This is a genomic window from Halomonas sp. JS92-SW72 (assembly GCF_003547075.1).
Lineage (GTDB): Bacteria > Pseudomonadota > Gammaproteobacteria > Pseudomonadales > Halomonadaceae > Halomonas > Halomonas alkalicola.
This window is the reverse complement of record NZ_CP032147.1, coordinates 3243569-3267102: the sequence shown is the minus strand read 5'-3', so window position 1 is coordinate 3267102 and position 23534 is coordinate 3243569. Positions and strand designations below refer to the sequence as shown.

The window sequence follows — 23534 nt, the reverse complement described above, 5'->3', positions numbered from 1 at the left end:
GGATGACCAGTAACTCGCCCGCCGCCTCCCTCGCGGACCCCTTCTACTACCTGACGAACTTCGAGTTCGTGCTGGGCTGGGTGACCGAGCGCCATGGCGACCTCTTGAGCGACGAGGAGCTGGCCTTCCTGGCCGAGTTCGCGGCGCTGCCCCGGGCCTCCCGGGCGCTTCTGGTGCGCATGGTGATGCGCCGCGGCGAGCACTTTCGCACCTCGAAGCTCGTCTATCCCGAGATCAGCGCCGAGGTCAGCGCCGATACCGCAGACAGAGCCGAGACCGGCGACAGCGCCGCGAGCGACCCTGTCGAGGCGGCCCTGGCGCCCCTGGTGGCCGCCGGCCTGGTCGAGGCGGCCCCCGCCCTCTCCCTGGAGACCCTCTTTGCCCAGCTGCGCCTTCCCGAGCTGCGCGTGGCCCTGGCCGAGGAGGTTCGCGCCGCGGGCCTGCCGGCCTCCCTGGGCAAGGGGGCGCTCTTCGACGCACTGGCCCCGCGGCGCCTCGAGGCGCGCCCGCTCGCAGAGTGGTGGCCGGCGGCGCCGGATCGGGTGGTGCACCTCACCGTGATGGCCACCTGCGACCTGCTGCGGCTGATGTTCTTCGGCAACCTGCGCCAGGACTGGTCCGACTTCGTGCTCGCCGAGCTCGGGGTGCAGCGCTTCGAGCGGGTGCCCTTCAGCGCCGACTCCCGCGCCTTCCGGCAGCGCGAGGAGGTGGATGCCTACCTGGCCCTGCACCGGCTGCGCGAGCGGCTCGACGCCGGCGAGCCCGCTTCGATGCTGGCTGCCGAACTGCCTCCGGTGCCGGCGGACAACCCCTGGCTGTCGGCGCGGCGACGGCGCCTAGCGCTCGCCCTGGGGCGCCAGGCGGAGCGTGACGGAGAGGGCGAGCGGGCCCTTGGGCTCTACCGCCAGGCGGGCTGGCCGGCGGAGGCCGGCAGCGCCGAGGCGCGCATCCGCCACCTGCGCCTGCTGGAGCGCCGGGGCGAGCACGCCGAGGCCCATGCCCTGTCGGAAGCCCTGGCCGAGGCCCTCGCCGGCGGGTCACCGGGGGAGGCGGAGGCCCAGGCCCTGGCGCGGCTGCGCCCCCGGCTGCGGCGCCGACTGGGACTCACACCGCTGCCCCGGGAGGCGGCGCCTGATCCCGAGCGCCTCGCGCTCTGCCTGCCGCGCTCTTCCAGCGTCGAGCGCGCGGTGGGCGAGCACCTGGCCCGTGACCACGCCCCGGTGGCCTACGTGGAGAACACCCTGCTCACCGGGCTCTTCGGCCTGCTCTGCTGGGAGGCGCTCTTCGCGCCCCTGCCCGGCGCCTACTTTCACCCCTTCCACAGCGGCCCGGCGGACCTCTACCGGGAGGGGTTCGTGGCCCGCCGCCGCGACCGCTTCGACACCTGCCTGGCGCGCCTCGACGACGGCCTCCACCGTCCGGCGATCCTCGCCACCTGGCGGGAGAAGCAGGGGCTCGCCAACCCCTTCGTGCACTGGGGGGCGCTGGACGAGGCGCTGCTGTCGCTCTCGCTCGACTGCCTGCCCGCCGAGCACCTGCGCGCCTGCTTCGAACGGCTGCTGGGGGACCTCAAGGCCAATCGCGCCGGCCTGCCGGACCTGATCCAGTTCTTCCCCGAGGCGCCCGCCGGGGAGCCCCGCTACCGGCTGATCGAGGTGAAGGGCCCCGGCGACCGCCTGCAGGACAACCAGCGCCGCTGGCTCGCCTTCTTCCGGGAGCACGGCATCCCCGTCGCGGTCTGCCACGTGCGCTGGGCGGACCCCGCATGAGCGGACCTTGCATAAGTGAGGCGCGACGCCTGCGGGTGGCGGTGCGCACCCTGTGCGACTTCACCGCCCGGGAGGGGGACCTCGACCACCGCTTCACCCCGGCGCCCAGCGCCGAGGAGGGCATCGCCGGCCACGCCGAGATCGCCCGCCGCCGCGGCGAAGGCTACCAGCGCGAGGTGGCACTCGCCGGCGTGGTCGAGGGGCTCGAGGTGCGCGGGCGCGCCGACGTCTATGACCCGGCCGCCCGCTGCCTGGAGGAGGTGAAGACCCATCGCGGCGACCTCTCGCGCATGGCGGCCAACCAGCGCGCCCTGCACTGGGCCCAGGCGAAGGCCTACGGCGCCCTGCTCTGCGCCGAGCGGGGCCTGGCCGAAATCACCCTGGCGCTGGTCTACCTGGAGGTGGGCAGCGGTCGGGAGACCCGCCTCGAGCAGCGCTGTGATGCCGCCGAGCTGTGGGCCTTTCTCGCCGCGCTCTGCCGGCGCTACCGCGCCTGGGCCAAGCAGGAGGCGGCGCATCGCGCGCGGCGGGATGCCGCCCTGCAGGGGCTCGCCTTTCCCCATGCCGACTTCCGCCCCGGGCAGCGGGCACTGGCCGAGGGCGCCTACAAGGCCGCGGCCACCGGCCGCTGCCTGCTGGCCCAGGCCCCCACCGGCATCGGCAAGACCCTCGGCACCCTCTTTCCCCTGCTCAAGGCGATGCCCCGCCACGACCTCGACCGGGTGCTGTTTCTCACCATGAAGACCCCGGGGCGCGCCCTGGCGCTGTCGGCGCTTCGCCAGCTGGAGGCGAAGGGTGAGGCGGGAACCACAGCGGAGCCGGGCGGCGGACCCTCGGAAGCGGGGCCTGAGCGACTGCCGCTGCGGGTGCTGGAGCTTACCGCCCGGGAGAAGGCCTGCGAGTACCCCGGCCGAGCCTGCCACGGCGAGGCCTGCCCGCTGGCGGCGGGCTTCTACGATCGCCTGCCGGCGGCGCGCCAGGCAGCGGTCGAGCGCGGCTGGCTGGATCGCGAGGCGCTGCGCGAGGTGGCCCGCGAGCAAGGCGTCTGCCCCTACTACCTGGGCCAGGAGCTGGCGCGCTGGTGCGATGTGGTGGTGGGGGACGTCAACCACTGGTTCGACGCCAACGCACTGCTCCACGGCCTGGCGACGGCCAACCGCTGGCGGGTGGGTCTGCTGGTGGACGAGGCCCATAACCTGGTGGAGCGGGCCCGGGGCATGTACAGCGCCGAGCTCGACCAGCGCCGGCTCGCCCGCCTGCGCCGCAGCGCGCCGCCGGCGCTCTCCCGGCCGCTGGCGCACCTGGCCCGCCAGTGGCAGGGCGTGGTGAAGGAGGCGGGGCTGGCCGAGGCCGGCGAGCCGGGGCGGCCGGCCTATCGGGTGTTGGAGGGCGTGCCCGAGGCCATGGTGGGCGCCCTGCAGGGGGCGGCCAGCGCCATCACCGACTACCTGGGCGAGCACCCCGAGGGGGGCAGCGTCGAGCTCCAGGAGCTGCTCTTCGAGGCGCTGGCCTTCACCCGCCTGGCGGAGGCCTTCGGCGACCACTCGCTCTGCGACCTGGCCCGCCACGGCCGCGGCAGGGCCCTGCTGGGGCTGCGCAATCTGGTGCCGGCGGACTTCCTCGCCCCGCGCTTTGCGGCGGCTCACGCCGCGGTGCTCTTCTCGGCGACCCTGGCCCCGCCCGGCTACCATCGCGATCTGCTGGGGCTACCGGCACAGACGGTCTGGCAGTCGGTGGCCTCGCCCTTCGCCGCCGGGCAGCTCGAGGTGCGCATCCGCGCCGATATCTCCACCCGGCTGCGGGATCGCGAGGCCTCGCTGTCGCCCATCGTCGCCGAGCTGGCCGGCCAGTACCACCGCCGCCCCGGCAACTACCTGGCCTTCTTCAGCAGCTTCGCCTACCTGGAGCAGGCGCGTGTGGCCTTCGCCGAGGCGCATCCGACGATTCCCATCTGGACCCAGGTGCGCGGGATGGGGAGCCCGAGCGCGACGCCTTCCTGGCCCGCTTCACGCCGGAGGGGCAGGGCATCGGCTTCGCGGTGCTGGGCGGCGCCTTTTCCGAGGGGATCGATCTGCCGGGGGAACGGCTGATCGGCGCCTTCGTCGCCACCCTCGGCTTGCCCCCCTTCGACGACTTCAACGAGGCCCTGAAGGCGCGGCTTCAGGCCCGCTTCGGCCGCGGCGACGACTACGCCTACCGGGTGCCGGGGCTGATCAAGGTGGTGCAGGCCGCCGGCCGGGTGATCCGCGGCCCCGAGGACCGCGGTACCGTGGTGCTGATGGACGACCGCTTCGCCCGGCCCGAGGTGCGCGCTCGGCTGCCGGTGTGGTGGCCGCTGCCGGGAACGCTGGGCGATGCCGGCGGTCCGACCCACACGGCGGGGCCCTCGTCCGGCCCTGCAAGCCAACCCTGAGGAGAGTGCCATGCGACTCAATGCCGACTTCGACCAGCGGGTGGTGGTCACCCCCGAGGCCTACCGCTGGGTCGACTCGCCCATGGCGGGGGTCGAGCGGATGATGCTCGATCGCATCGGCGAGGAGGTGGCCCGCGCCACCTCCCTGGTGCGCTATGCGCCCAACAGCACCTTCCCGTCCCATGAGCATGGCGGCGGCGAGGAGATCCTGGTGCTGGAGGGCGAGTTCGCCGACGAGCACGGCCGCTACCCGGCGGGCAGCTACCTGCGCAACCCCATCGGCACCGCCCATGCCCCCCGGGTGGGGGAGCAGGGCGCGACGATCTTCGTCAAGCTGCACCAGTTCTCGCCCGAGGATACCGAGCAGAAGGTGATCGATACCCGCTCGGCCGAGTGGCGCCCGGGGCTGGTGGAGGGGCTTTCCGTGATGCCCCTGCATGACTTCGAGGGCGAGCACGTGGCGCTGGTGCGCTGGGCGCCCAACACCCGCTTCCAGCCCCACGCCCACTGGGGCGGCGAGGAGATCCTGGTGCTGGAGGGCGTCTTCCACGACGAGCTCGGTGCCTATCCCGCCGGCAGCTGGCTGCGCAGCCCCCATCGCAGCCAGCACACGCCCTTCACGGGCGAGGAGGGCGCGCTGCTCTACGTGAAGGTGGGCCACCTGCTGCCGGACTGAGCGCGCGAACGCCCCGTCACATTTCGCTACCCGGCTTCCTTTGTCTCCCGGTGGTGCGCTGTGCTACCCATGAAAGGGGCAATTCGCCGAATGGACAAGGAGAAGTCGAATGGGAATCGAAGTGACCGGCCTGCTGGGCCTGATCTGGCTGATCATCGTGATCTGGGCCGTCGTCAAGGTGGCCAAGAGCTCGGCCGGGCCCGTGGCCAAGCTGCTGTGGATCCTGATCCTGCTGTTCTTCCCGCTGCTCGGGCTGATCATCTGGTTCCTGCTGGGGCCAAAGGGGTAGCCGCCATGCCTCACCATGGCGATGCAAGAGCAGCGGGCCGCCCTCGGGCGGCCCGCTCGCGTTGGCGGCAACTCCTATCCGGTCGGCGCTGCCGCCTTGCCCTGCAGGCGCTCCAGCACGTTGACGCCGATGAAACCGCTCAGGGCGCCGGTCAGGAAGGCACCGGCCTCGGTGGCGACCACCGCCACCGGCAGGGCCAGATAGCCGACGCCGAGCACGCCCGCCACATAGGCCACCAGTGCCACCAGGACCCCTTCGAACAGGCGCAGGGGTGTCTGACCCTGGGGGGCGCCCTTGACGAAGCGCCGGCCAAACCCGCCCAGGGCGCCACCGAGCAGGGTGGCCAGCATCGGCCCCCAGGGAAAGCGCTGTTGGATGGTGGCTTCACCGCTCAGGCCGCCGGCGACGGCGCGCACGGTCAGCGGTGTCAGGCCGGAGGAGCGCAGCTCGAAGGAGGCCGTCGACTGGTCCGGCGCCAGCCGCAGCTCGCCGGGCTCGGGCGTCGCGGGTCCGTCTACCGTCAGGGCGATATGCGTGGGGCGAGTGGCCGGCAGAGGGGCGCCATGTGGCGCGATCTGCTCGACGTTGACGGTCATCCTGGCCAGCCCGAGCCCCATCATGCGGGTCGATTGCGGCCGCACGTCCAGCCGCGGCAGTGCGGCGAGCTCCAGGTTGACGTCCGAGAGAGTGGACCGAACCTCCAGGGTGGGGGTTGGCGTCGAGGGCAGAAACTCCAGTACCAGCGAGCGTTCGTTGACCAGCCCGGGCGCCTCGATCATCAGGGGAGGAAGCGTCTCCCGCGTGGTGAGACCCTGCAGTCGTACACGGATTTCGATGGGGCGCTCGAGGGCCTGCTCGGGGTCGATCGTCCCCTCGTCGGAGGGGTGAACGCCGAAGCTGAGTTCGGTGTGGTAGCTGCCGCTCAGCGGATTCCAGGTGGCGGGAATCGGACTCGCCACGGCGGTGAGGCGCAGCCAGGTGGCGGGCCTGGGAGGTAGCGGCGGCAGCGGGGCAATCCCCAACCCGGGGGGCAGGATCACCTCGGCGACCGGCTCGTCGGTGGGTAGGATGAGCCCGCCTGGCAATATCTCCCGGGTATCCGCGGTGAGGCGACGGGTCTCGATCTCGTCGCTCTTGACCACGAAGGGGCCGGTTACCGGCGCGCTGAGGCTGATGCGCCCCGGCTCCTGCAGGGGCGCTATCTCGGCGACGATCTCGCGGCCCTCGAGATCCATGACCCTCAGGCTCTCAGGGCTGTGCTCCCAGGCGAACGAGACATGCTCGCTGGGCACCGGCCGGGCCGTGTCGACGGGGGGTGGTGTCTGCGCCCAGGCAGCCGGCGCGGCGGCTAGGCCGATGGCCAGGAGGAGGGCGTGCCAGGCACGATGGGCTGCTGAGGGCATGGCGACTCTCGCCGTTGGGCAAGCTGGTTCTCAGTATAGTCGTATCGCAGTGCGGGCCCCCTGGCGCCCTGGCCGGTATCGTCTCGTCTTACAGGCAAAGCCCTTCGTCGCCGACGCCGCGACCGCAGTGGTAGCGGACCTCCAGGTACTCGGCGTGCCAGCCGTCGGCCTCCTCGTGCATGGTGAGCCGGTAGTCCTGGCCCAGCACCGCATCGTCCTTGAAGCCCCACATGAGCACTACGCCAACAGCCGCTTCCCCGTTGCGCTGGAGACGCTGGGTCTGCTCCCAGTGCCCTTCGCCCAGGGGCGAGAGCCGCTCCTGCTCGGCGACCAGGGCCGCGAGCAGCGCGGCGGGGGAGTCCTTGGTGGCGGGGAGAGGCATATCGCTGGCCTCCCACTCGGTGGTGCCGGGGCTGAAGCCGAGCCCCTCCGGCAGGCGCTCGATATGGGCTGAGAGCCGTGGCTGGGCCGAAAGGCCGTCGCTGTCCCACAGCGGAGCGGAGGGCGCGGAAGAGGCCGCGGAGGCAGAAAACGAGGCCGAGTTGGTGCCTGCATCGCTTCCCGGCACGGCGCAGCCCGCAAGCACCAGGCCCAGGGCCATGGCGAAGCCGGCGCCCGCGTGGCCCCGTCCGCCTGGCGCTGGGCGGCATGCCCTGGCCTTCCGGGCCGTTGTGGGGGGATGGCGTTTCGGGGCCGGGGGCATCGGGATACGAGATACCGAGATAGGCGTCGTCGGGACAGGCGTCGTCGAGATAGGGGGCGTGAACATGGAGCTCTCCGGTCAGGGCGCCGCGGGGGAGGCGAAGGGGCGACCCCCACAGTCTGGGTCCGCCTCTCGCCGACTGCCAGCGTCGCCATCCCGGTTGCCCGGGGTTTGCCCGCCCGAAACGACGATCGCCGCCCCCGCTGGGGGCGGCGATAGAAGCCGCTGGTATCTCGCCGGTGCCGAAGCGCCGGGGGTTGGGCTCAATCCCAGCTCAGCGCGCCGCCCACCTGGTACTCGGTGACCCGGGTCTCGAAGAAGTTCTTCTCCTTGCGCAGGTCGATGATCTCGCTCATCCACGGGAAGGGGTTCTGGGCGCCGGGGAACTGCTCCTTGAGGCCGATCTGGGCCAGGCGACGGTTGCAGATGAAGTGCAGGTACTCCTCCATGATCGCCGCGTTCATGCCCAGCACGCCGCGGGGCATGGTGTCCCGGGCGTAGGCGATCTCGAGCTCGGTGCCCTCGAGGATCATCTGGGTCACCTCGTCCTGGAACTCGGGGGTCCAGAGGTGCGGGTTCTCGATCTTGATCTGGTTGATCATGTCCACGCCGAAGTTAAGGTGCATGGACTCGTCGCGCAGGATGTACTGGAACTGCTCGGCGACGCCGGTCATCTTGTTGCGCCGACCCATGGAGAGGATCTGGCTGAAGCCGCAATAGAAGAAGATGCCTTCGGTGACGCAGTAGAAGGCCACCAGGTTGCGCAGCAGCTCCTGGTCGGTCTCCGGGGTGCCGGTGTTGAAGTCTGGACGGGCCAGGGACTGGGTGTGCTTGAGGCTCCAGGCGGACTTGGCGGCCACCGAGGGCACCTCGCGGTACATGTTGAAGACCTCGCCCTCGTCCATGCTCAGCGACTCCACGCAGTACTGGTAGGCGTGGGTGTGGATCGCCTCCTCGAATGCCTGGCGCAGCAGGTACTGGCGGCACTCGGGGTTGGTGATCAGCCGGTAGAGCGCCAGCACCAGGTTGTTGGCCACCAGCGAATCGGCGGTGGAGAAGTAGCCGAGGCTGCGCTCGACGATGCGCCGCTCGTCCGCGGTCAGGCCGTCCTGGCTCTTCCACAGGGCGATGTCGGCGTTCATGTTCACTTCCTGGGGCATCCAGTGGTTGGCACTGCCGTCCAGGTACTTCTGCCAGGCCCACTCGTACTTGAACGGCACCAGCTGGTTCAGGTCCGCGCGGGCGTTGATCATCTGCTTGTCGTCGACCTGGATGCGCGCCGCGCCCATCTCCAGCTCCTCGAGGCCGGCGGCCACGTCGAGTGCCTCCAGGGACTGGCGGGCGCGCGCCAGACGGTCGCCATCGGCCACCTGATAGTTGCCGCGGCTCTCGGCAACGCTCTCGGGCTTGGCGGCCGCCGGCTGCGGCTTGGCGGCAGGGGCCGGGGTGGGTTCGGCCTTCGGCGCCTCGGCAACGGCATTTTCGTCTTCGTGGAACTCGTCCCAGTTCAGCATCTGTCTCTCTCCCGGTGACACTCCGGATGAATTCGGGGTTGACGAGAGGGAGGCGGGGCCTTCCCTCTCGCTAGGCGCTAGGCGCTTATTGGCAGGCCTCGCAGCCCAGTTCATCGATCTCGGCGGCGCTGGGGGCACGCGAGCCGGCGCCCGCCTTGCCGGTCAGGAAGTCCTCCACGCCGCGGGGCTCGGTAGCCTTCGGTGCCGGGTCGGCGGCCGGTGGCTGGCCCGGTGCGGCATTGCTCACCGCGTTGAGGTTGCCGCGCTCCACCGTGGACTTCTCCACCGCGGTGGCGCCCAGGGCGCGCAGGTAGTAGGTAGTCTTGAGGCCGCGGAACCAGGCCATGCGGTAGGTCACGTCGAGCTTCTTGCCGGAGACCCCCTTGATGTAGAGGTTCAGCGACTGCGCCTGGTCGATCCACTTCTGGCGGCGTGCCGCGGCTTCCACCAGCCATTTCGGCTCCACCTCGAAGGCGGTGGCGTACTTGGCCTTGAGGTCCGCCGGGATGCGCTCGATGGGCTGGGCCGAGCCGTCGTAGTACTTGAGGTCGTTGATCATCACCTCGTCCCACAGCCCGCGCGCCTTGAGATCGTTGACCATGTAGGCGTTGACCACGGTGAACTCGCCGGAGAGGTTCGATTTCACGTAGAGGTTCTGGTAGGTCGGCTCGATCGACTGGGTCACACCGCAGATGTTGGAGATGGTCGCGGTGGGGGCGATGGCCATCACGTTGGAGTTGCGCATGCCCTGCTGGGCGATCTTGTCGCGCAGGACGCCCCACGCCTGGGTGGCGCTCTCGTCGAGCTCGATGTACTTCTCGCCGCGTTCGGTCTTGAGCTTCTGGATGGAGTCGATGGGCAGCACGCCCTGGCTCCACAGCGAGCCCTCGAAGCTCTCGTAGCGGCCGCGCTCGGCGGCGAGATCCGAGGAGGCCTCGATGGCGTGGTAGCTCACCAGCTCCATGGAGCGGTCGGCGAAGGCGACGGCAGCCTGGCTGGCGTAGGCGATGTCCAGGGCATAGAGGGCGTCCTGGAAGCCCATGATGCCGAGCCCCACCGGGCGGTGCTTGAGGTTGGAGTTGCGCGCCTGGGGCACCGCGTAATAGTTGATGTCGATGACGTTATCGAGCATGCGCACCGCGGTCCTCACGGTCTTGCGCAGCTTGGCGTCGTCGAGCTCGCCGTCGACCACGTGCTGGGCCAGGTTCACCGAGCCCAGGTTGCACACGGCGATCTCGTCCACCGAGGTGTTCAGGGTGATTTCGGTGCACAGGTTGGAGGAGTGCACCACGCCGGCGTGCTGCTGGGGGCTTCTCAGGTTGCAGGGATCCTTGAAGGTGATCCAGGGGTGGCCGGTCTCGAACAGCATCGAGAGCATCCGGCGCCACAGGTCCTTGGCGCGCACCCGCTTGAAGAGCTTGAGCTCGCCGGTGCGGGTCATCGCCTCGTACTCCTCGTAGCGCGTCTCGAAGGCGGCGCCATAGAGATCGTGGAGATCCGGGCAGGTGGAAGGCGAGAAGAGCGTCCACTCCTTGTCGTCGAAGACCCGCTTCATGAACAGGTCCGGCACCCAGTTGGCGGTGTTCATGTCGTGGGTGCGGCGGCGGTCGTCGCCGGTGTTCTTGCGCAGCTCCAGGAACTCCTCGATGTCCAGGTGCCAGGTCTCCAGGTAGGCGCAGACCGCGCCCTTGCGCTTGCCGCCCTGGTTGACCGCCACCGCGGTGTCGTTGACCACCTTGAGGAAGGGCACCACGCCCTGGCTCTTGCCGTTGGTCCCCTTGATCCAGGAGCCCAGGGCGCGCACCGGGGTCCAGTCGTTGCCGAGCCCGCCGGCCCACTTGGAGAGCAGGGCGTTGTCGCGGATGGCGCTGTAGATGCCGTCGAGCTCGTCGGGCACGGTGGTGAGGTAGCAGCTGGAGAGCTGGCTTCTCACCGTGCCGGCGTTGAACAGGGTCGGGGTCGAGGCCATGTAGTCGAAGCTGGAAAGCAGCTCGTAGAACTCGATGGCCCGCGCCTCGCGGTCGCCCTCGTTCAGCGCCAGGCCCATGGCCACGCGCATGAACATCACCTGAGGCAGCTCGTAGCGCACGTCATCGCGGTGGATGAAGTAGCGGTCGTAGAGGGTCTGCAGGCCCAGGTAGGTGAAGGCGTTGTCGCGGGTGTGGTCCAGCGCATCACCCAGGCGCGCCAGGTCGAACTCGGCCAGGCGCGGGTCGAGCTGCTCGAACTCGATGCCCTTCGCCACGTAGGCCTCGAAGGCCGGCCGGTAGAGCTCGGCCATCTCCTGATAGGTGGCCTCATCCGCCACGCCGAGGAAGGCGAGCGCCTCGCGGCGCAGGTTGTCCTGCAGCAGGCGGGCGGTGACGTACGTGTAGTTGGGCTCCTTCTCCACCAGGGTGCGGGCGGTCATCATCAGCGCCTGAGAGACGCCATCGACGCTGACGCCGTCGTAGAGGTTCTTCAGGGAGTCCTCGACGATGCGGCCGGGCTCGACGCTGTCGAGGCCCGCGCAGGCATCCTGCACCAGGGTCTCGACCCGGCCCAGGTCCAGCGGGCGGGTGGTGCCGTCGAGCAGGGTCACGTTGAGAGTGGGGTGAGGCTTCTGGATATCGCCGCCGGCGGCGGCGCGGGCCCGGGCGTGGGCCTCCCGGTAGAGCACATAGGCGCGCGCCACCTTCTGCTCGCCGGCACGCATCAGCGCCAGCTCGACCTGGTCCTGGATGTCCTCGATATGCACGGTGCCGCCGTCGGGCATGCGGCGCAGGAAGGCCTGGGCGATGGCCTCGCTGGCGTCACGCACGAGATCGCGTACCCGGGAGGAGGCGTCGGCGTTGTCGCCCTCCACGGCCAGGAACGCCTTGCGCATGGCCACGGCGATCTTGCCGGCATCGAAGGGCACCACGTCGCCGGTGCGCTTGATGACGCGCAGGGTCTGCGGGGCGGTGACGGTGACGGACGGCGCGTCCGGAGAGGTCGTGGATGACATGTCGATGGAGTCCCTGTCAGGTGAACGAGAGGCGGTGATGAAAAACGCTCGGGGGCGTCTGTGAAGGAACCGCGGCGGAGAGGGTCTTTTCACAGGATGTAGTGTTATGCCTCGTATGGAGGCACAAGATAGTGTGTGTTTCGGCAGGCTTCAAGTGGATAACCCTGTGGACGGCTTGTGATCTTCCTGGGGAGCCGTGGGCCCCCGCCGGGCGCTATGCCGTCGTCGAGTGGCGACAGGCAGGCGTATCCGGGGATTTCGGGTATCCTTTAGCCAATGGCGGTATGCCCCTGGGCGCCGCTGCCCCGATCACCTGCCAGTCAGGATGGAACTTGAGGATGGACGAGAGCTTGGACCCCCGGGAACAGGATCATGTGCTGATCATCGAGGATGATGAGCGCCTGGCCGACCTGACCCGCGACTACCTGCAGGCCAACGGCTTCCGCGTCACGCTTGAGGCCGACGGCGCTCGCGGCGTGGAGCGGATCCTGGCGCTGCAGCCGGACCTGGTGATACTCGATCTGATGCTGCCCGGCGAGGACGGCCTGTCGATCTGTCGGCGCGTGCGCGGCGACTATCCGGGCCCGATCCTGATGCTGACCGCGCGCACCGACGACATGGACCAGGTGCTGGGCCTGGAGATGGGCGCCGACGACTACGTGCCGAAGCCCGTTCAGCCCCGGGTCCTGCTGGCGCGCATGCGCGCCCTGCTGCGCCGGGCCGAGAGCGCCGAGGCCGCGACGGAGCCGCGGCTCACCTTCGGCAACCTGGAGATCGACAGCGCCACCCGCGAGGCGTGGCTGGACGGCGAGCGCATCGATCTCACCAGCGCCGAGTTCGACCTGCTGTGGCTGCTGGCCAGCAACGCCGGTCGGGTGCTGACCCGCGAGGAGATCTTCGCCCAGCTGCGCGGCATCAAGTACGACGGCCAGGACCGCTCCATCGACGTGCGGGTGTCACGCATCCGGCCCAAGGTCGGTGACGACCCCAACCAGCCGCATCGCATCAAGACGGTGCGCAGCAAGGGCTATCTCTTCGTCAAGGAGAGCTGAGCCATGCGGCGGGTCCTGGCCGACAGCACCTTCCTGCGCGTCTACGTGCTGCTGGCGCTCGCCCTGCTGCTGACCTTCGGCCTGGCCCTGCTGGGCGTGGCCATGGTCGACCAGGTGCGCCGTGAGCACCATCGCGAGCAGCTCGCCGAGGTGCCCATGCGCCTGCTCGCCCAGCGCCTCGAGGCCCTGCCCGCCGATGCCCATGCCGGCTGGCTCGAGGCCCAGGCCCGTCGCCTCGACCTGACCCCCTCCGTGCTGCCCGTCGGGGGCGCCTCCCTCGGCTACTTCACCCGCCTGCGCCTGGAACGGGGCAAGGTGCTGGTGCAGGAGCGCGATGAGCGCGGCTGGCGCCTGCTGAAGCAGCTGCCCGACGGCGAGCGCCTGCTGCAGGTGGACCTGGCCAGCCTCAGCGAGCAGCAGCTGCGCGGCTTCACCGAGCTGCTGGCGGAATGGCTGGCACAGAGCCCGCCCGCCGAGCGGCGCGCACGGCTCTCCCGGGTGGCTGCGGGCAGCGTTCCGGTCGACCTCGGCGATACGCCGCCGGCGGGGCTGGACCCCTACCAGCTTGGCCGCCTGGCCGATGGCGAGGTGGTGATCCGGCTCTTCCCCGGGCGCTGGGGCATGGCCATGTACCTGGCGCTGCCCGGCGGCGGCGAGGCCAACTGGCTGGCCATCGGGCCGGTGGAGGCCTTCGACCCGGTGCCGGTATCGCTGCAGCTGCTGGTGGTGCTGATCCTCCTGGCGGTGCTCGGGGCGACCATCTACCTGATCGTGCGCGGCGTCGAGGCGCGCATGGCAAGGCTGGAGCTGGCCGCCACGCGCATCGCCGCCGGCCGGCTCGACACCCGGGTCAAGGTGGAGAGTGGCGACTTCCTCGGCCGGCTGGGCATGGCCTTCAACGGCATGGCGGCCCAGGTCCAGGCGCTGCTGCGCGCCCAGCAGGACATGATCCGCGCGGTCTCCCATGAGCTGCGCACCCCGGTGGCTCGCATCCGCTTCGCGGTGCAGATGGTCGAGGACATGACCGACGATGCGGCGATTCGCCGCCAGCTGCAGGGGATCGATGGCGACATCGAGGAGCTGGACGGCCTGGTCGACGAGATCCTCACCTATGCCCGCCTGGGCAGCGACGCCGTCAAGGGCCGCGAGATGGAGGCGACCCTGGTGGATTGCCGGGCCATGGCGGAGCGGGTGATCGATGCGCTGAGCCCGCTGCACGGCCACCTGGCCATCGTGCTCGCCGAGGGACCCGAGGTGGAGGCCCTGGCCGAGGCGCGCTACCTGCAGCGGGCGCTGCAGAACCTGGTGGCCAACGCCTGCCGCCATGCGCGCAGTCGGGTGGTGATCCAGGTGCAGGCGGAGCCCCGCCTGGTGCGCATCGACGTGGAGGATGATGGCCCCGGGGTGCCGGTCGGCGAGCGCCAGGCGATCTTCAAGCCCTTCGCGCGGCTCGACGACAGCCGCACCCGCAGCTCCGGCGGCTATGGGCTGGGGCTCTCCATCGTGCAGAAGGTGATGACCTGGCACGGCGGCAGCGTGGGGGTGGACGCCAGCCCCGCCCTGGGCGGGGCCCGCTTCACCCTGCTGCTGCCCCAGCGACCCTAGCCGCCGGCGCCCGCTAGGCGGGCTTGATCCCCTCCAGCACCGCGAAGGAGGTCTCCCGGGCGGTGCGCAGGAAGTCCTCCATCCAGGGCGCCTGGCGGGTCTCCTCGCGGATCGCCGCGAACAGGGTGCTCCACACGCCCTTCTCCCCCAGCGCCACGGCCTTCACGTAGTCGCGCTCCAGGTACTCGGTCAGGGCCCAGTTGGGCAGCGCGCAGACCCCGCGGCCGCTGGCCACCAGCTGCATCATCATGATGGTCAGCTCGGCGGTGCGCAGCTCCTTCGGGCGCACCCCGGCCGGGTCCAGGAACTGGGTGAAGACATCCAGCCGCGCGTGCTCCACCGGATAGGTGATCAGCGTCTCCTCGGCCAGCTCCCGGGGGCTGACGAACGCCTTGCCGGCCAGGCGATGCTGGCGGGCCACCGCCAAGAGCCCCTCGTAGCGGAACAGCGGCTCGTAGTGGATGCCGGCCAGCGGCTGGGGGTCGGCGGTGATCACGAGGTCGAGCTGCTCGCGGGCCAGGGCCGGCAGCGGGTCGAAGTGGTGGCCGCCGGGGATGTCGATCTCCACCTCGGGCCAGTGGTCGCGGAAGTGGTCGACGGTGGGCATCAGCCACTGGAAACAGCTGTGGCACTCGATGGCCATGTGCAGCCGGCCCTGTTCGTTGCCGGCCAGCCGCGCCAGGTCGCGCTCGGCCATGCGCACCAGCGGCAGCACCTGTTCGGCCAGGGTCAGCAGCCGCTGGCCGGCGCGGGTGAACTCCACCGGCCGGGTCTTGCGCACGAACAGCGGATTGTCGAGCCGCTCCTCGAGGTCCTTGATCTGGTGGGAGAGGGCAGACTGGGTCAGGTGGACCCGCTCGGCCGCCTCGACGAGGGAGCCGGCGTCGCGCAGTGCGACCAGGGTGCGGAGGTGTCGCAGTTCGAGCATGCCGAGTGAGCCATTTTCATTTTCAAGATTAGGAAGTTTAGTTTGATTCACCCTGCGTGGCCAGCCAGACTCTGCTGGATTATTCATCCATGGAGGGTTTTTCAATGAGTATCTCTCATGTTATCGGTTATCCGCGCATCGGCGCCGATCGCGAACTCAAGCGTGCGGTGGAGGCCTACTGGCAGGGCGAGCTCGATCGCGAGGGGCTGGAGCGGGCAGGGCGCGAGCTGCGCGCCCGGCACTGGGCCGAGCAGCGCGAGGCGGGGCTCGACCTGGTCACGGTGGGTGACTTCGCCTTCTACGACCAGGTCCTGGACCTCTCCGTGACCCTGGGGGCGGTGCCGGCACGCTTCGGCGCCGAGGCCGAGCTGGCGGCCGGCGAGGTGTCGCTGGACACCGCCTTCCGCATGGCCCGCGGCCGGGCGCCCAGCGGCGAGCCCGCCGCCGCCTGCGAGATGACCAAGTACTTCGATACCAACTATCACTACCTGGTGCCCGAGCTCCACGCCGGCCAGTCCTTCCGGCTGGCCAGCTCCCGCCTCTTCGAGCAGGTGGCCGAGGCCCAGGCGCTGGGCCATGCGGTGAAGGTGACCCTGCTCGGCCCCCTGACCTGGCTGTGGCTGGGCAAGGCCCGCGACGAGGGGCTCGACCGCCTGAGCCTGCTCGAGTCCCTGCTGCCGGTCTATGGCGAGCTGCTGGTGCGCCTTGCTGACCTGGGCGTGGAGTGGGTGCAGCTCGAGGAGCCGGCGCTGGTGCAGGACCTGCCCCGTGAGTGGCAGCAGGCCTATGAGGCCGCCTACAGCGTGCTGGGCCGGGCCCCGGTGAAGCTGCTGCTGGCCAGCTACTTCGGCGGCCTGGGCGATAACCTCGGCCTCGCTCTCGGCCTGCCGGTGGCGGGGCTGCATATCGATGCGGTGCGTGCCCCCGAGCAGCTGGCGGCGGTGCTCGACCGGCTGCCCGCCTACAAGGTGCTCTCGGTGGGCGCCATCGATGGGCGCAACGTCTGGCGCGCCGACCTGGCGCTGCTGCGCGAACGTCTGGCCCAGGCGCGCATCCGCCTCGGCAGGCGGCTGTGGATCGCCCCCTCCTGCTCGCTGCTGCATGTGCCGGTGGACCTTGCGCGCGAGACCGAGCTCGACCCCGAGCTCAGAAGCTGGCTGGCCTTTGCCCGCCAGAAGCTCGACGAGACGGTGACCCTGGCGCGCCTGCTCGATGGCCGCGCCACCGAGGCCGACCGCGAGCGACTGGAGGCCGCCACCCTCGCCCTGCAGGCCAGGCGCGACTCGCCGCGCATCCACCGCCCCGAGGTGGCCGACCGGCTGGCGGGTATCGAGCCGGCAGACCTCGAGCGCGCGAGCCCCTATCCGCAGCGCGCCCTCGCCCAGCGCCGGGCGCTGGAGCTGCCGCTCTTCCCCACCACCACCATCGGCTCCTTCCCGCAGACCGACGCCATCCGCGCCGCGCGCCGCGCCTTCAGGGCCGGTGAGCTCGCCCGGGAGGCCTACGAGGCGCGCATGGAGGAGGAGATCGCCTACGCCGTGGCGCGTCAGGAGGCGCTCGGCCTCGACATGCCGGTGCACGGCGAGCCGGAACGCAACGACATGGTGGAGTACTTCGGCGAGCAGTTCGATGGCTACGCCTTCACCCGCTTCGGCTGGGTGCAGAGCTACGGTTCGCGCTGCGTGAAGCCACCGGTGATCGTGGGTGACGTCAGCCGCCCGGGCCCGATGACGGTGCGCTGGAGCCGGTACGCCCAGTCGCTCACCGACCGGCCCATGAAGGGGATGCTGACCGGCCCCGTCACCATGCTGCAGTGGGCCTTCGTGCGCGACGACCAGCCCCGCGAGACCACCTGCCGCCAGATCGCCCTGGCCCTGCGCGACGAGGTCCGGGACCTGGAGGCGGCCGGCATCCGCGCCATCCAGATCGACGAGCCGGCGCTGCGCGAGGGGCTGCCGCTGCGCCGGAGCGAGTGGCCGGGCTATCTGGCCTGGGCGGTGGATGGCTTCCGGCTGACTGCGGCCGGGGTGCGCGACGAGACCCAGATCCACACCCACATGTGCTATTCGGAGTTCAACGACATCATCGAGTCGATTGCCGCTCTGGATGCCGACGTCATTACCATCGAGACCTCACGCTCGAACATGGTGCTGCTCGACGCCTTCCAGGACTTCGCCTATCCCAACGAGATCGGCCCCGGCGTCTACGACATCCACTCGCCCAATGTGCCGGACGTGGCGTGGATGGTGGCGCTGATGGAGAAGGCCGCCGAGCGCATCCCGCTGGAGCGTCTGTGGGTCAACCCCGACTGCGGCCTCAAGACCCGCCGCTGGGAGGAGGTGGAGCCGGCCCTGGCCAACATGGTGGAGGCGGCGCGCCAGCTGCGCCGGCGCTTCGGCTAGGCGCCTCCAGCGTTGAGCCAGCGGGAGCGGCCGCCGGCCCCGGCGGCTGCTATGCTCGGCGGGTCAAGGAATCGTAACCCTCGCAAGGAGATGCCATGTCCCGCCTGCTCGTTCCCGCCGCCCTCGGGGCGGCCCTGCTGTTGGGGGGCTGTGCCACCGCCCCGGCGCCGGCGCCGATCACCTCCGGTCATCACGCCCCGCTGCTGCCCTCGGTGCTCTTCCCCGGTGGCGCCGAGAGCTTCACCGCCTGGCGCTGCACCCCCGACCAGGCCCTGGTCACCGCCGTCCCGGAGGGGGCGGAAAGCGAGCTGCGGCTGTGGTCGGCTCACGGCGCCTGGCGGCTTGCGCCCGCCGTGGTGGCCAGCGGCGCCCGCTACGAGCAGGGCGACGTCAGCTTCTGGAACAAGGGCTCCGAGGCGGTGGTGGAGACGCCCCGGGGGCGGCTCGAGTGCCAGGCCTACGTGCAGCGCCAGGCCCTGACCCGGCAGCAGCGGCCCGGGGTGATGTTCCAGGGGCGCGGCAACGAGCCGGGCTGGATGGTGCACCTGGCCCACGACCGGCCCGAGGCGACCCTGAGCCTGGATTACGGTACCCGGGAGCAGACGCTGCCCTATCGGGTGACCACCCTGGACAACGGCGCGGGGCGGGTGATCCTGCAGAGCGGCCGCGGCGATACCCCCTTCGAGCTGCGCATCGAGGCCGGCGCCTGCCTGGACGACATGAGCGGCGAGCCCTTCCCGGCGCGGGTCACCCTGACCGTGGACGGGCAGCAGTATCGGGGCTGCGGCCAGGGCATCGCTCCCTGACCGGGGCTGGCGAAAACTGTGTGCCCTCGACGCCTTTTCGCCAAGCCCCGGCGATTTGATCTTGGTCTCATCGATTTTATCGAACGGAGGGTGCGGATTTTTGCGCTTTTTATGGCAAAAAATGCATCTATCATGGTGACCATCATCCTGATGTCTGACTTCTAGGAGGTCGCCATGACCACTCGTACCCTCGTGATTACCGCTTCCATCCTCGGCGAGAACGGCCAGTCCAAGGCCCTGGCCGAGCACTTCATCGCCCAGGCTAAGAGCCGCGACGGCGTCGAGGTGACCCATCGCGACCTGGTGGCCAGCGAGCTGCCCCACCTCAACCTGGCCGAGCTCGGCAGCTGGCAGGTCGCCGAGGAGGAGCGCAGCGCCGAGCAGCGCGCGCTGGCTGCCCGCTCCGACTCGCTGATCGAGGAGCTCAAGGCCCATGACGTGGTGGTACTGGCGGTACCGATGTACAACTTCGGCATCCCGAGCCAGCTCAAGGCCTGGTTCGACCGCGTGATGCGCGCCGGAGTGACCTTCCGCTACACCGAGAACGGTCCCCAGGGCCTGGTGGAGGGCAAGCGTGCGGTGATCCTGGCGGCCCGCGGTGGCCAGTACGCCGGCACCGAGATGGATACCCAGACCCCGCACCTCAAGCTGATGCTCGGCATGATCGGCATCAAGGAGGTGGATAGCGTCTTCGCCGAAGGGCTCAACATGGGCAAGGGCAAGCGTGATGCGGCGCTCAAGGAGGCCCGTCAGGCCATCGACGGCCTGGTGGAGCGTCTGTAAGGCGGCGCTCTTCCGGCGCTGCGCTCGATAGCGCGCACACCCGAACGCAGCGGGGCGGCCAATGGCCGCCCCGCTGCGTTGTGGCGTCTGCCTGCCTCAGCAGGCTTCCGGGGTCTCCAACGCCCAGCCGGCGGCGACGAAGTCGCTGGTGCAGAGGGCTGTCTCGGGTGTCAGGATGCGGCCGGCCAGCCGGGTGAGGGCCTCGCGATTGCCGCGGGAGGGTGGCTCGAGCTGTTCGGAGGTCGCCACCGGCTGCCAGCCGTCGCTTTCGCGGGTGGCCAGGGTGAAGGCGAAGGGGTGAAAGCCGGGGAAGCCCAGCCGCAGATCGGTCACCACCAGGGTCTCGCGGCCGTCGAGCTCGCGGGTCTCGTAGCGCAGGAAAGGGCCGGCGAACCAGTCCAGCCGCTGGCCACGCGGGCTGTCGAGTGCCACCGCCTCCAGGTCGGCCCCGCGGCGGTAGGTCTCCACCAGCGGCGGTGTGTCTCCATCCAGCACCCCCACCAGCAGCTCGTGATGCTCGTCGCCATCCACCACCGTGACGCGCCACAGCAGGGTGTTGAAGGGGGTGGGCTGGACCAGGCGTGGGGCCTCGGCAAGCCCCCGCTCGGCCAGCACCGGTTCCAGGCGATGCTCCACCAGCTGCTTGGCGCCGAAGGCGAACACCAGGTAGGCGGAAGAGAGCGCCAGCCCCCAGGCCGGTCCGCGCCGCCCGTTGCCGGTGGCGAGCGCCACGCCGATGCCCACCAGCAGCGGCAGGGTGTAGAGCGGGTCGATGATGAAGACGATGGGGTAAGCCGCGGGTCGCACGTCCATGGGCCACCATAGCTGGGTGCCGTAGGTGGTGAGGGCGTCGAGCAGGGGATGAGTGGTCAGGCAGAGTACGTAGAAGAGCCACCAGTGCCCGAGGGGAATGTTCCGGGCCGCTTTCAGGCGCGAGGTGAGCAGGGCCAGCAGGGTGCCGAGGCCGGTGAGCACGAAGAGCGAGTGGGAGAAGCCGCGGTGCTCGGTGACATTGGCCACCGCATCGCCGTAGTCGATCATCACGTCGAGATCGGGGAGGGTGCCGAGCACGGCGCCGATCAGCACCGCCTTGCGGCCCAGTCGGCGGCCGAGCACGGCACCGCCCACGGCGGCGCCCAGGGCAGCCTGGGTAATCGAGTCCATCGGGAGGCGTTCCTCGCTGAGGGTGCCCGGCTATGATGCCACGGGCGGGGGCCGGGTTCCCTTACGCCTCCGCCCAGCGGGGCCCGGCGGCGAGGATGCGTGCCTGCACCGGGCAGTCGTCGCGGTGGGCGCCGGGGAGGTAGCCGGTGCTCATCAGAAACTCGCCGGTGATCTCCGGCCCGGTGAAGCGGAAGGTGCGCTTGAAGAGCCGGACCCACTCCGCATGGGAGAGCGGGTGGTGGTGGTCGAGCCAGGCGGCGAAGCTGCCGTGCTCATCGCGCAGGGCCTGGACCACGCCGGCATTATGGATCACGGCCTCGACCTTCAGGCGGTTGCGGATGATGCCGGCGTCGGCCAGCAGCCGGGCCCGCTCGGCCTCGCCATAGGCGGCCACCCGGTCGATGGCGAAGCCCTCGAAGGCCGCCCGGAAGGCGGTGCGCTTCTTCAGTACGGTGAGCCAGGAGAGCCCCGCCTGGTTGATCTCCAGGGCTAGGCGCTCGAAGAGGGCCTCGTCGTCGGCCACCGGGAAGCCATATTCGTGGTCATGGTAGGGGCCGTGAAACGGATGGCCCGGGGCCAGGTCACAGTAGTGGCTCATGCTGGGGCTCCCCGTGGCGCGCTGACTTGATCCAGGCCCTTGGCAAGGGCCTCGTCGATGCCGACAATCGTCCCATCACCCTACACCGCGGAGATCCTGCGATGAAGAGAACCCTTCGCCCCCTGGCCGCCGGTGCCCTGCTGGCACTGCTGGCCGCCCCCGCCTGGGCCGAGCGCCCTGTGGTCGAGATGTACCAGGACCCCAACTGTGGCTGCTGCGGCGCCTGGGCCGACCATCTGGAGGCCGAGGGCTTCACGGTGGAGCGCCACAAGACCCGCGAGATGCGCGCCATCAAGATCGAACAGGGCCTCACGCCTGAGCTCGCCTCCTGCCATACCGCCATGGTCGATGGCTACGTGATCGAGGGCCACGTGCCGGCGGCGGACATCCACCGCCTGCTGGAGGAGCGCCCCGACATGGCGGGCCTGGCGGTGCCGGGGATGCCCCACGGCTCGCCGGGCATGGAGACCGGCCGCTATGACGACTACCGGGTGCTGGGCTGGCACCGTGACGACCGTACGCCGGAGATCTTCAACGAGTATACTCACTGATCCCCTGACAAGGAGTTGGCTATGCAGTACCTGCACACCATGGTGCGCGTCAGCGACCTCGATGCCTCGCTGCGCTTCTACTGCGACCTGCTGGGCCTCAAGGAGGTGCGCCGCAAGGAGAACGACAAGGGGCGCTTCACCCTGGTCTTCCTGGCCGCCCCCGAGGACGAGGCGCGCTCCGCCGAACTCAAGGCCCCGGAGCTCGAGCTCACCTACAACTGGGACCCCGAGGAGTACACCGGCGGGCGCAACTTCGGTCACCTGGCCTATCGGGTCGACGACATCTATGCCCTGTGCGAGAAGCTCCAGGCCAACGGCGTGACCATCAACCGCCCGCCCCGGGACGGCCACATGGCCTTCGTGAGAAGCCCCGACGGCATCTCGGTGGAGCTGCTGCAGAAGGGTGATCCGCTCCCCGCCCGGGAGCCCTGGGCCTCCATGGACAACACCGGCAGCTGGTAGGCGGCCGGCCACGCGACAAGGAAGAACGACGACCCATGAAGATGACAGTTGTGGCCCGCCTGGGCCTGGTGATGGCCGCCGCTGCCCTGCTGGCGGCCTGTGGCGGGCGCCCCGAGGCACCGCCGGAGCGCGAGGTGAGCCTCTCGGGGCCGGTGGTGGAACAGCGCTGGAACCTGCTGCTGGTGGGCACCGACGAGCGGCTCTCCCTGCCCGAGCCCGCCTGGTTCCGCATCGACGAGAACGGCCGCGTCAGCGGCAGCGACGGCTGCAACCAGCTGATGGGACGGGCCAATCTCGGCGAGAATCAGCGCATCGAGTTCTCGCAGCTGGCCACCACCCGGCGCGCCTGCCCCCAGGGCGAGGACGCGGCGCGGGTGAAGGGGATGCTGGAGACCGCCTACCGCTACCTGATCGACCATGACCGGCTGGTCTTCTTCGGCCCCGATCAGCGAGTGCTCGGCGGCTGGCGCAAGGCCAACTGATCTTATTCAAGGCTGAGCTGCGCTTTGTGGGCGCATCGGAGCGAGAGGCGCCGGGGACAGGGCGAAGAGGAGGTCCTACGCCAGGGATGGCGTCGGTAGCGTACAGGGAGGTATTCACAGCGCCTCCTCGTAGCCCTGTCGACGGGTCAGCCTCGAGCGATCCTGCCAGGAGCAATGACCTGGTTTACCTTCTTCCCGGCAGCAGCGCCTGGACCCTGGCCATGCCCGCGGTGAGGCCGCGGGCCATGGCCGGTCCGACCGGCGTGAGCAGGAACCAGGGCGCGATGATCAGGTTGATGGCGATGGCGCCGAAGTAGACGTCGCTGAACCAGTGGGCACCGCTCAGGATGCGCGGGGCGCTCAGGATCACCGCGGCCACCAGGCTCACCAGCATCACCCTGAGTCCGGCGAAGCGCCACATGAAGGCGGCGAACAGGAAGAGGTTGACGCCGTGGTCGCCGGGAAAGCTCGCACCGGAGCTGTCCTTGGTGGAGAAGTCGACCATCTCGGTGATCAGGTTGACCTCCTGGTAGACCAGGGTGGGGCTCGGGTGGCTGTAGTCGATCACCATGCGCACGCCCTGGGCCATGAACACCGCCACCAGCAGCATGGTGATGCCGATGCCGCCCCAGCGCAGCATGCGCTGCTCGCGCACCGGGTCCCGGGAGATGGCCCACAGGTAGATGGCCAGCAGCACCAGCAGGCTCACCACGTCGAAGAGCCGCGCGTTGGTGGCCGCCACCAGCCACACCCAGGCGCCGTTCTCCTCGGTGAGCCAGCCGTTGGTGGTAAAGAAGACGGCGTCGTCGATCTCGGTCCAGAACAGCAGGTCCGGCGAGAGCCAGGTGAAGATCAGCAGCGCGCCCAGCAGGTTGAACAGCAGCAGGCGCCCGATGGCGAGGTCGGGGGGAGTCTGTGGCATCATGAAGTCGCGGGTCGGTGTATGTT

At 70.1% G+C, this 23534-nt stretch carries 19 protein-coding genes and 1 pseudogene; 12 read left to right on the top strand and 8 right to left on the bottom strand.

Features of this window, described 5'->3' with window-relative positions:
- The first annotated feature begins 2 nt into the window (after positions 1-2).
- From D1793_RS15325 to D1793_RS15310, 4 genes and pseudogenes are all read left to right on the top strand, one after another.
- The gene (locus tag D1793_RS15325; protein ID WP_119022917.1) at positions 3-1769 is read left to right on the top strand and encodes a VRR-NUC domain-containing protein; all 1767 of its coding nucleotides are present in this window, start codon (positions 3-5) and stop codon (positions 1767-1769) included.
- Positions 1766-4182 (top strand): annotated as a pseudogene (locus D1793_RS15320) (ATP-dependent DNA helicase). Before D1793_RS15325 ends, D1793_RS15320 begins: the two are co-directional and overlap by 4 nt.
- A gap of 10 nt (positions 4183-4192) precedes the next feature.
- Positions 4193-4858 (top strand): cupin domain-containing protein, encoded by a 666-nt coding sequence (locus D1793_RS15315; protein WP_119022916.1) that lies wholly within the window; start codon positions 4193-4195, stop codon positions 4856-4858.
- 109 nt (positions 4859-4967) lie between these two features.
- Entirely contained in the window at positions 4968-5147 is a 180-nt protein-coding gene (locus D1793_RS15310) for a PLDc N-terminal domain-containing protein (protein ID WP_110070209.1), read from the top strand.
- 74 nt (positions 5148-5221) lie between these two features.
- Here D1793_RS15310 and D1793_RS15305 read toward each other — a convergent pair whose 3' ends face one another.
- The 4 genes from D1793_RS15305 to D1793_RS15290 form a co-directional block, all read right to left on the bottom strand.
- Positions 5222-6550 carry a hypothetical protein gene (locus D1793_RS15305; protein ID WP_162899986.1) on the bottom strand — a complete coding sequence of 443 codons (1329 nt, stop codon included), beginning with the start codon at positions 6548-6550 and terminating at the stop codon, positions 5222-5224.
- Positions 6551-6638: 88 nt separating this feature from the next.
- The gene (locus tag D1793_RS15300) at positions 6639-7151 is read right to left on the bottom strand and encodes a hypothetical protein (protein WP_119022914.1); all 513 of its coding nucleotides are present in this window, start codon (positions 7149-7151) and stop codon (positions 6639-6641) included.
- A 365-nt stretch (positions 7152-7516) separates the two neighbouring features.
- A complete protein-coding gene (locus tag D1793_RS15295) occupies positions 7517-8767 on the bottom strand; it encodes a ribonucleotide-diphosphate reductase subunit beta (protein ID WP_119022913.1) in 1251 nt (416 codons plus the stop codon).
- An 85-nt stretch (positions 8768-8852) separates the two neighbouring features.
- Positions 8853-11753: a ribonucleoside-diphosphate reductase subunit alpha gene (locus D1793_RS15290; RefSeq protein WP_119022912.1), complete on the bottom strand. Its 2901-nt coding sequence runs from the start codon at positions 11751-11753 to the stop codon at positions 8853-8855.
- A 338-nt stretch (positions 11754-12091) separates the two neighbouring features.
- Here D1793_RS15290 and D1793_RS15285 point away from each other — a divergent pair, with 338 nt between their 5' ends.
- Positions 12092-12805 carry a winged helix-turn-helix domain-containing protein gene (locus D1793_RS15285; protein WP_110070206.1) on the top strand — a complete coding sequence of 238 codons (714 nt, stop codon included), beginning with the start codon at positions 12092-12094 and terminating at the stop codon, positions 12803-12805.
- Between the two features lie 3 nt (positions 12806-12808).
- On the top strand, positions 12809-14410 hold the full coding sequence (locus D1793_RS15280; protein ID WP_119022911.1) for an ATP-binding protein: 1602 nt from the start codon (positions 12809-12811) through the stop codon (positions 14408-14410).
- A gap of 13 nt (positions 14411-14423) precedes the next feature.
- Here the strand turns inward: D1793_RS15280 and D1793_RS15275 are convergent, their stop codons facing one another.
- On the bottom strand, positions 14424-15338 hold the full coding sequence (locus D1793_RS15275; RefSeq protein WP_110070204.1) for a LysR family transcriptional regulator: 915 nt from the start codon (positions 15336-15338) through the stop codon (positions 14424-14426).
- A gap of 104 nt (positions 15339-15442) precedes the next feature.
- On the opposite strand from D1793_RS15275, the gene metE reads away from it, so the two are divergent.
- The 3 genes from metE to D1793_RS15260 all read left to right on the top strand — a co-directional run bounded on the left by metE (position 15443) and on the right by D1793_RS15260 (position 19329).
- The gene (gene metE / locus D1793_RS15270) at positions 15443-17740 is read left to right on the top strand and encodes a 5-methyltetrahydropteroyltriglutamate--homocysteine S-methyltransferase (RefSeq protein ID WP_119022910.1); all 2298 of its coding nucleotides are present in this window, start codon (positions 15443-15445) and stop codon (positions 17738-17740) included.
- A 95-nt stretch (positions 17741-17835) separates the two neighbouring features.
- The gene (locus D1793_RS15265) at positions 17836-18546 is read left to right on the top strand and encodes an MliC family protein (RefSeq protein ID WP_119022909.1); all 711 of its coding nucleotides are present in this window, start codon (positions 17836-17838) and stop codon (positions 18544-18546) included.
- Positions 18547-18720: 174 nt separating this feature from the next.
- Positions 18721-19329 (top strand): NAD(P)H-dependent oxidoreductase, encoded by a 609-nt coding sequence (locus D1793_RS15260; RefSeq protein ID WP_119022908.1) that lies wholly within the window; start codon positions 18721-18723, stop codon positions 19327-19329.
- A 96-nt stretch (positions 19330-19425) separates the two neighbouring features.
- Here D1793_RS15260 and D1793_RS15255 read toward each other — a convergent pair whose 3' ends face one another.
- Together D1793_RS15255 and D1793_RS15250 are read right to left on the bottom strand one after the other, a co-directional pair.
- The gene (locus D1793_RS15255; protein WP_119022907.1) at positions 19426-20493 is read right to left on the bottom strand and encodes a metal-dependent hydrolase; all 1068 of its coding nucleotides are present in this window, start codon (positions 20491-20493) and stop codon (positions 19426-19428) included.
- A gap of 61 nt (positions 20494-20554) precedes the next feature.
- Positions 20555-21091 (bottom strand): DNA-3-methyladenine glycosylase I, encoded by a 537-nt coding sequence (locus D1793_RS15250; protein WP_119022906.1) that lies wholly within the window; start codon positions 21089-21091, stop codon positions 20555-20557.
- A 101-nt stretch (positions 21092-21192) separates the two neighbouring features.
- Here D1793_RS15250 and D1793_RS15245 point away from each other — a divergent pair, with 101 nt between their 5' ends.
- Genes D1793_RS15245 through D1793_RS15235 form a run of 3 tightly spaced genes read left to right on the top strand, consistent with a single transcriptional unit; the run spans position 21193 to position 22586 of the window.
- A complete protein-coding gene (locus D1793_RS15245) occupies positions 21193-21642 on the top strand; it encodes a DUF411 domain-containing protein (RefSeq protein ID WP_119022905.1) in 450 nt (149 codons plus the stop codon).
- 21 nt (positions 21643-21663) lie between these two features.
- The gene (gloA, locus tag D1793_RS15240; protein ID WP_119022904.1) at positions 21664-22104 is read left to right on the top strand and encodes a lactoylglutathione lyase; all 441 of its coding nucleotides are present in this window, start codon (positions 21664-21666) and stop codon (positions 22102-22104) included.
- 41 nt (positions 22105-22145) lie between these two features.
- Positions 22146-22586: an META domain-containing protein gene (locus tag D1793_RS15235; protein WP_119023714.1), complete on the top strand. Its 441-nt coding sequence runs from the start codon at positions 22146-22148 to the stop codon at positions 22584-22586.
- A gap of 184 nt (positions 22587-22770) precedes the next feature.
- Here the strand turns inward: D1793_RS15235 and D1793_RS15230 are convergent, their stop codons facing one another.
- A complete protein-coding gene (locus D1793_RS15230; RefSeq protein WP_240407687.1) occupies positions 22771-23508 on the bottom strand; it encodes a phosphatase PAP2 family protein in 738 nt (245 codons plus the stop codon).
- Positions 23509-23534: the final 26 nt, after the last annotated feature.

Excerpts from the sequence above, each read along its gene's own strand:
- D1793_RS15280 (WP_119022911.1), top strand. The coding sequence starts at position 12,809 with ATGCGGCGGGTCCTGGCCGACAGCACCTTCCTGCGCGTCTACGTGCTG.
- D1793_RS15235 (WP_119023714.1), top strand. The coding sequence starts at position 22,146 with ATGACAGTTGTGGCCCGCCTGGGCCTGGTGATGGCCGCCGCTGCCCTG.
- D1793_RS15230 (WP_240407687.1), bottom strand. The coding sequence starts at position 23,508 with ATGCCACAGACTCCCCCCGACCTCGCCATCGGGCGCCTGCTGCTGTTC.
- D1793_RS15285 (WP_110070206.1), top strand. The coding sequence starts at position 12,092 with ATGGACGAGAGCTTGGACCCCCGGGAACAGGATCATGTGCTGATCATC.
- D1793_RS15245 (WP_119022905.1), top strand. The coding sequence starts at position 21,193 with ATGAAGAGAACCCTTCGCCCCCTGGCCGCCGGTGCCCTGCTGGCACTG.
- gloA (WP_119022904.1), top strand. The coding sequence starts at position 21,664 with ATGCAGTACCTGCACACCATGGTGCGCGTCAGCGACCTCGATGCCTCG.
- D1793_RS15250 (WP_119022906.1), bottom strand. The coding sequence starts at position 21,091 with ATGAGCCACTACTGTGACCTGGCCCCGGGCCATCCGTTTCACGGCCCC.
- D1793_RS15325 (WP_119022917.1), top strand. The coding sequence starts at position 3 with ATGACCAGTAACTCGCCCGCCGCCTCCCTCGCGGACCCCTTCTACTAC.
- D1793_RS15295 (WP_119022913.1), bottom strand. The coding sequence starts at position 8,767 with ATGCTGAACTGGGACGAGTTCCACGAAGACGAAAATGCCGTTGCCGAG.
- D1793_RS15305 (WP_162899986.1), bottom strand. The coding sequence starts at position 6,550 with ATGCCCTCAGCAGCCCATCGTGCCTGGCACGCCCTCCTCCTGGCCATC.
- D1793_RS15315 (WP_119022916.1), top strand. The coding sequence starts at position 4,193 with ATGCGACTCAATGCCGACTTCGACCAGCGGGTGGTGGTCACCCCCGAG.
- metE (WP_119022910.1), top strand. The coding sequence starts at position 15,443 with ATGAGTATCTCTCATGTTATCGGTTATCCGCGCATCGGCGCCGATCGC.
- D1793_RS15260 (WP_119022908.1), top strand. The coding sequence starts at position 18,721 with ATGACCACTCGTACCCTCGTGATTACCGCTTCCATCCTCGGCGAGAAC.
- D1793_RS15300 (WP_119022914.1), bottom strand. The coding sequence starts at position 7,151 with ATGGCCCTGGGCCTGGTGCTTGCGGGCTGCGCCGTGCCGGGAAGCGAT.
- D1793_RS15310 (WP_110070209.1), top strand. The coding sequence starts at position 4,968 with ATGGGAATCGAAGTGACCGGCCTGCTGGGCCTGATCTGGCTGATCATC.
- D1793_RS15275 (WP_110070204.1), bottom strand. The coding sequence starts at position 15,338 with ATGCTCGAACTGCGACACCTCCGCACCCTGGTCGCACTGCGCGACGCC.
- D1793_RS15290 (WP_119022912.1), bottom strand. The coding sequence starts at position 11,753 with ATGTCATCCACGACCTCTCCGGACGCGCCGTCCGTCACCGTCACCGCC.
- D1793_RS15265 (WP_119022909.1), top strand. The coding sequence starts at position 17,836 with ATGTCCCGCCTGCTCGTTCCCGCCGCCCTCGGGGCGGCCCTGCTGTTG.
- D1793_RS15255 (WP_119022907.1), bottom strand. The coding sequence starts at position 20,493 with ATGGACTCGATTACCCAGGCTGCCCTGGGCGCCGCCGTGGGCGGTGCC.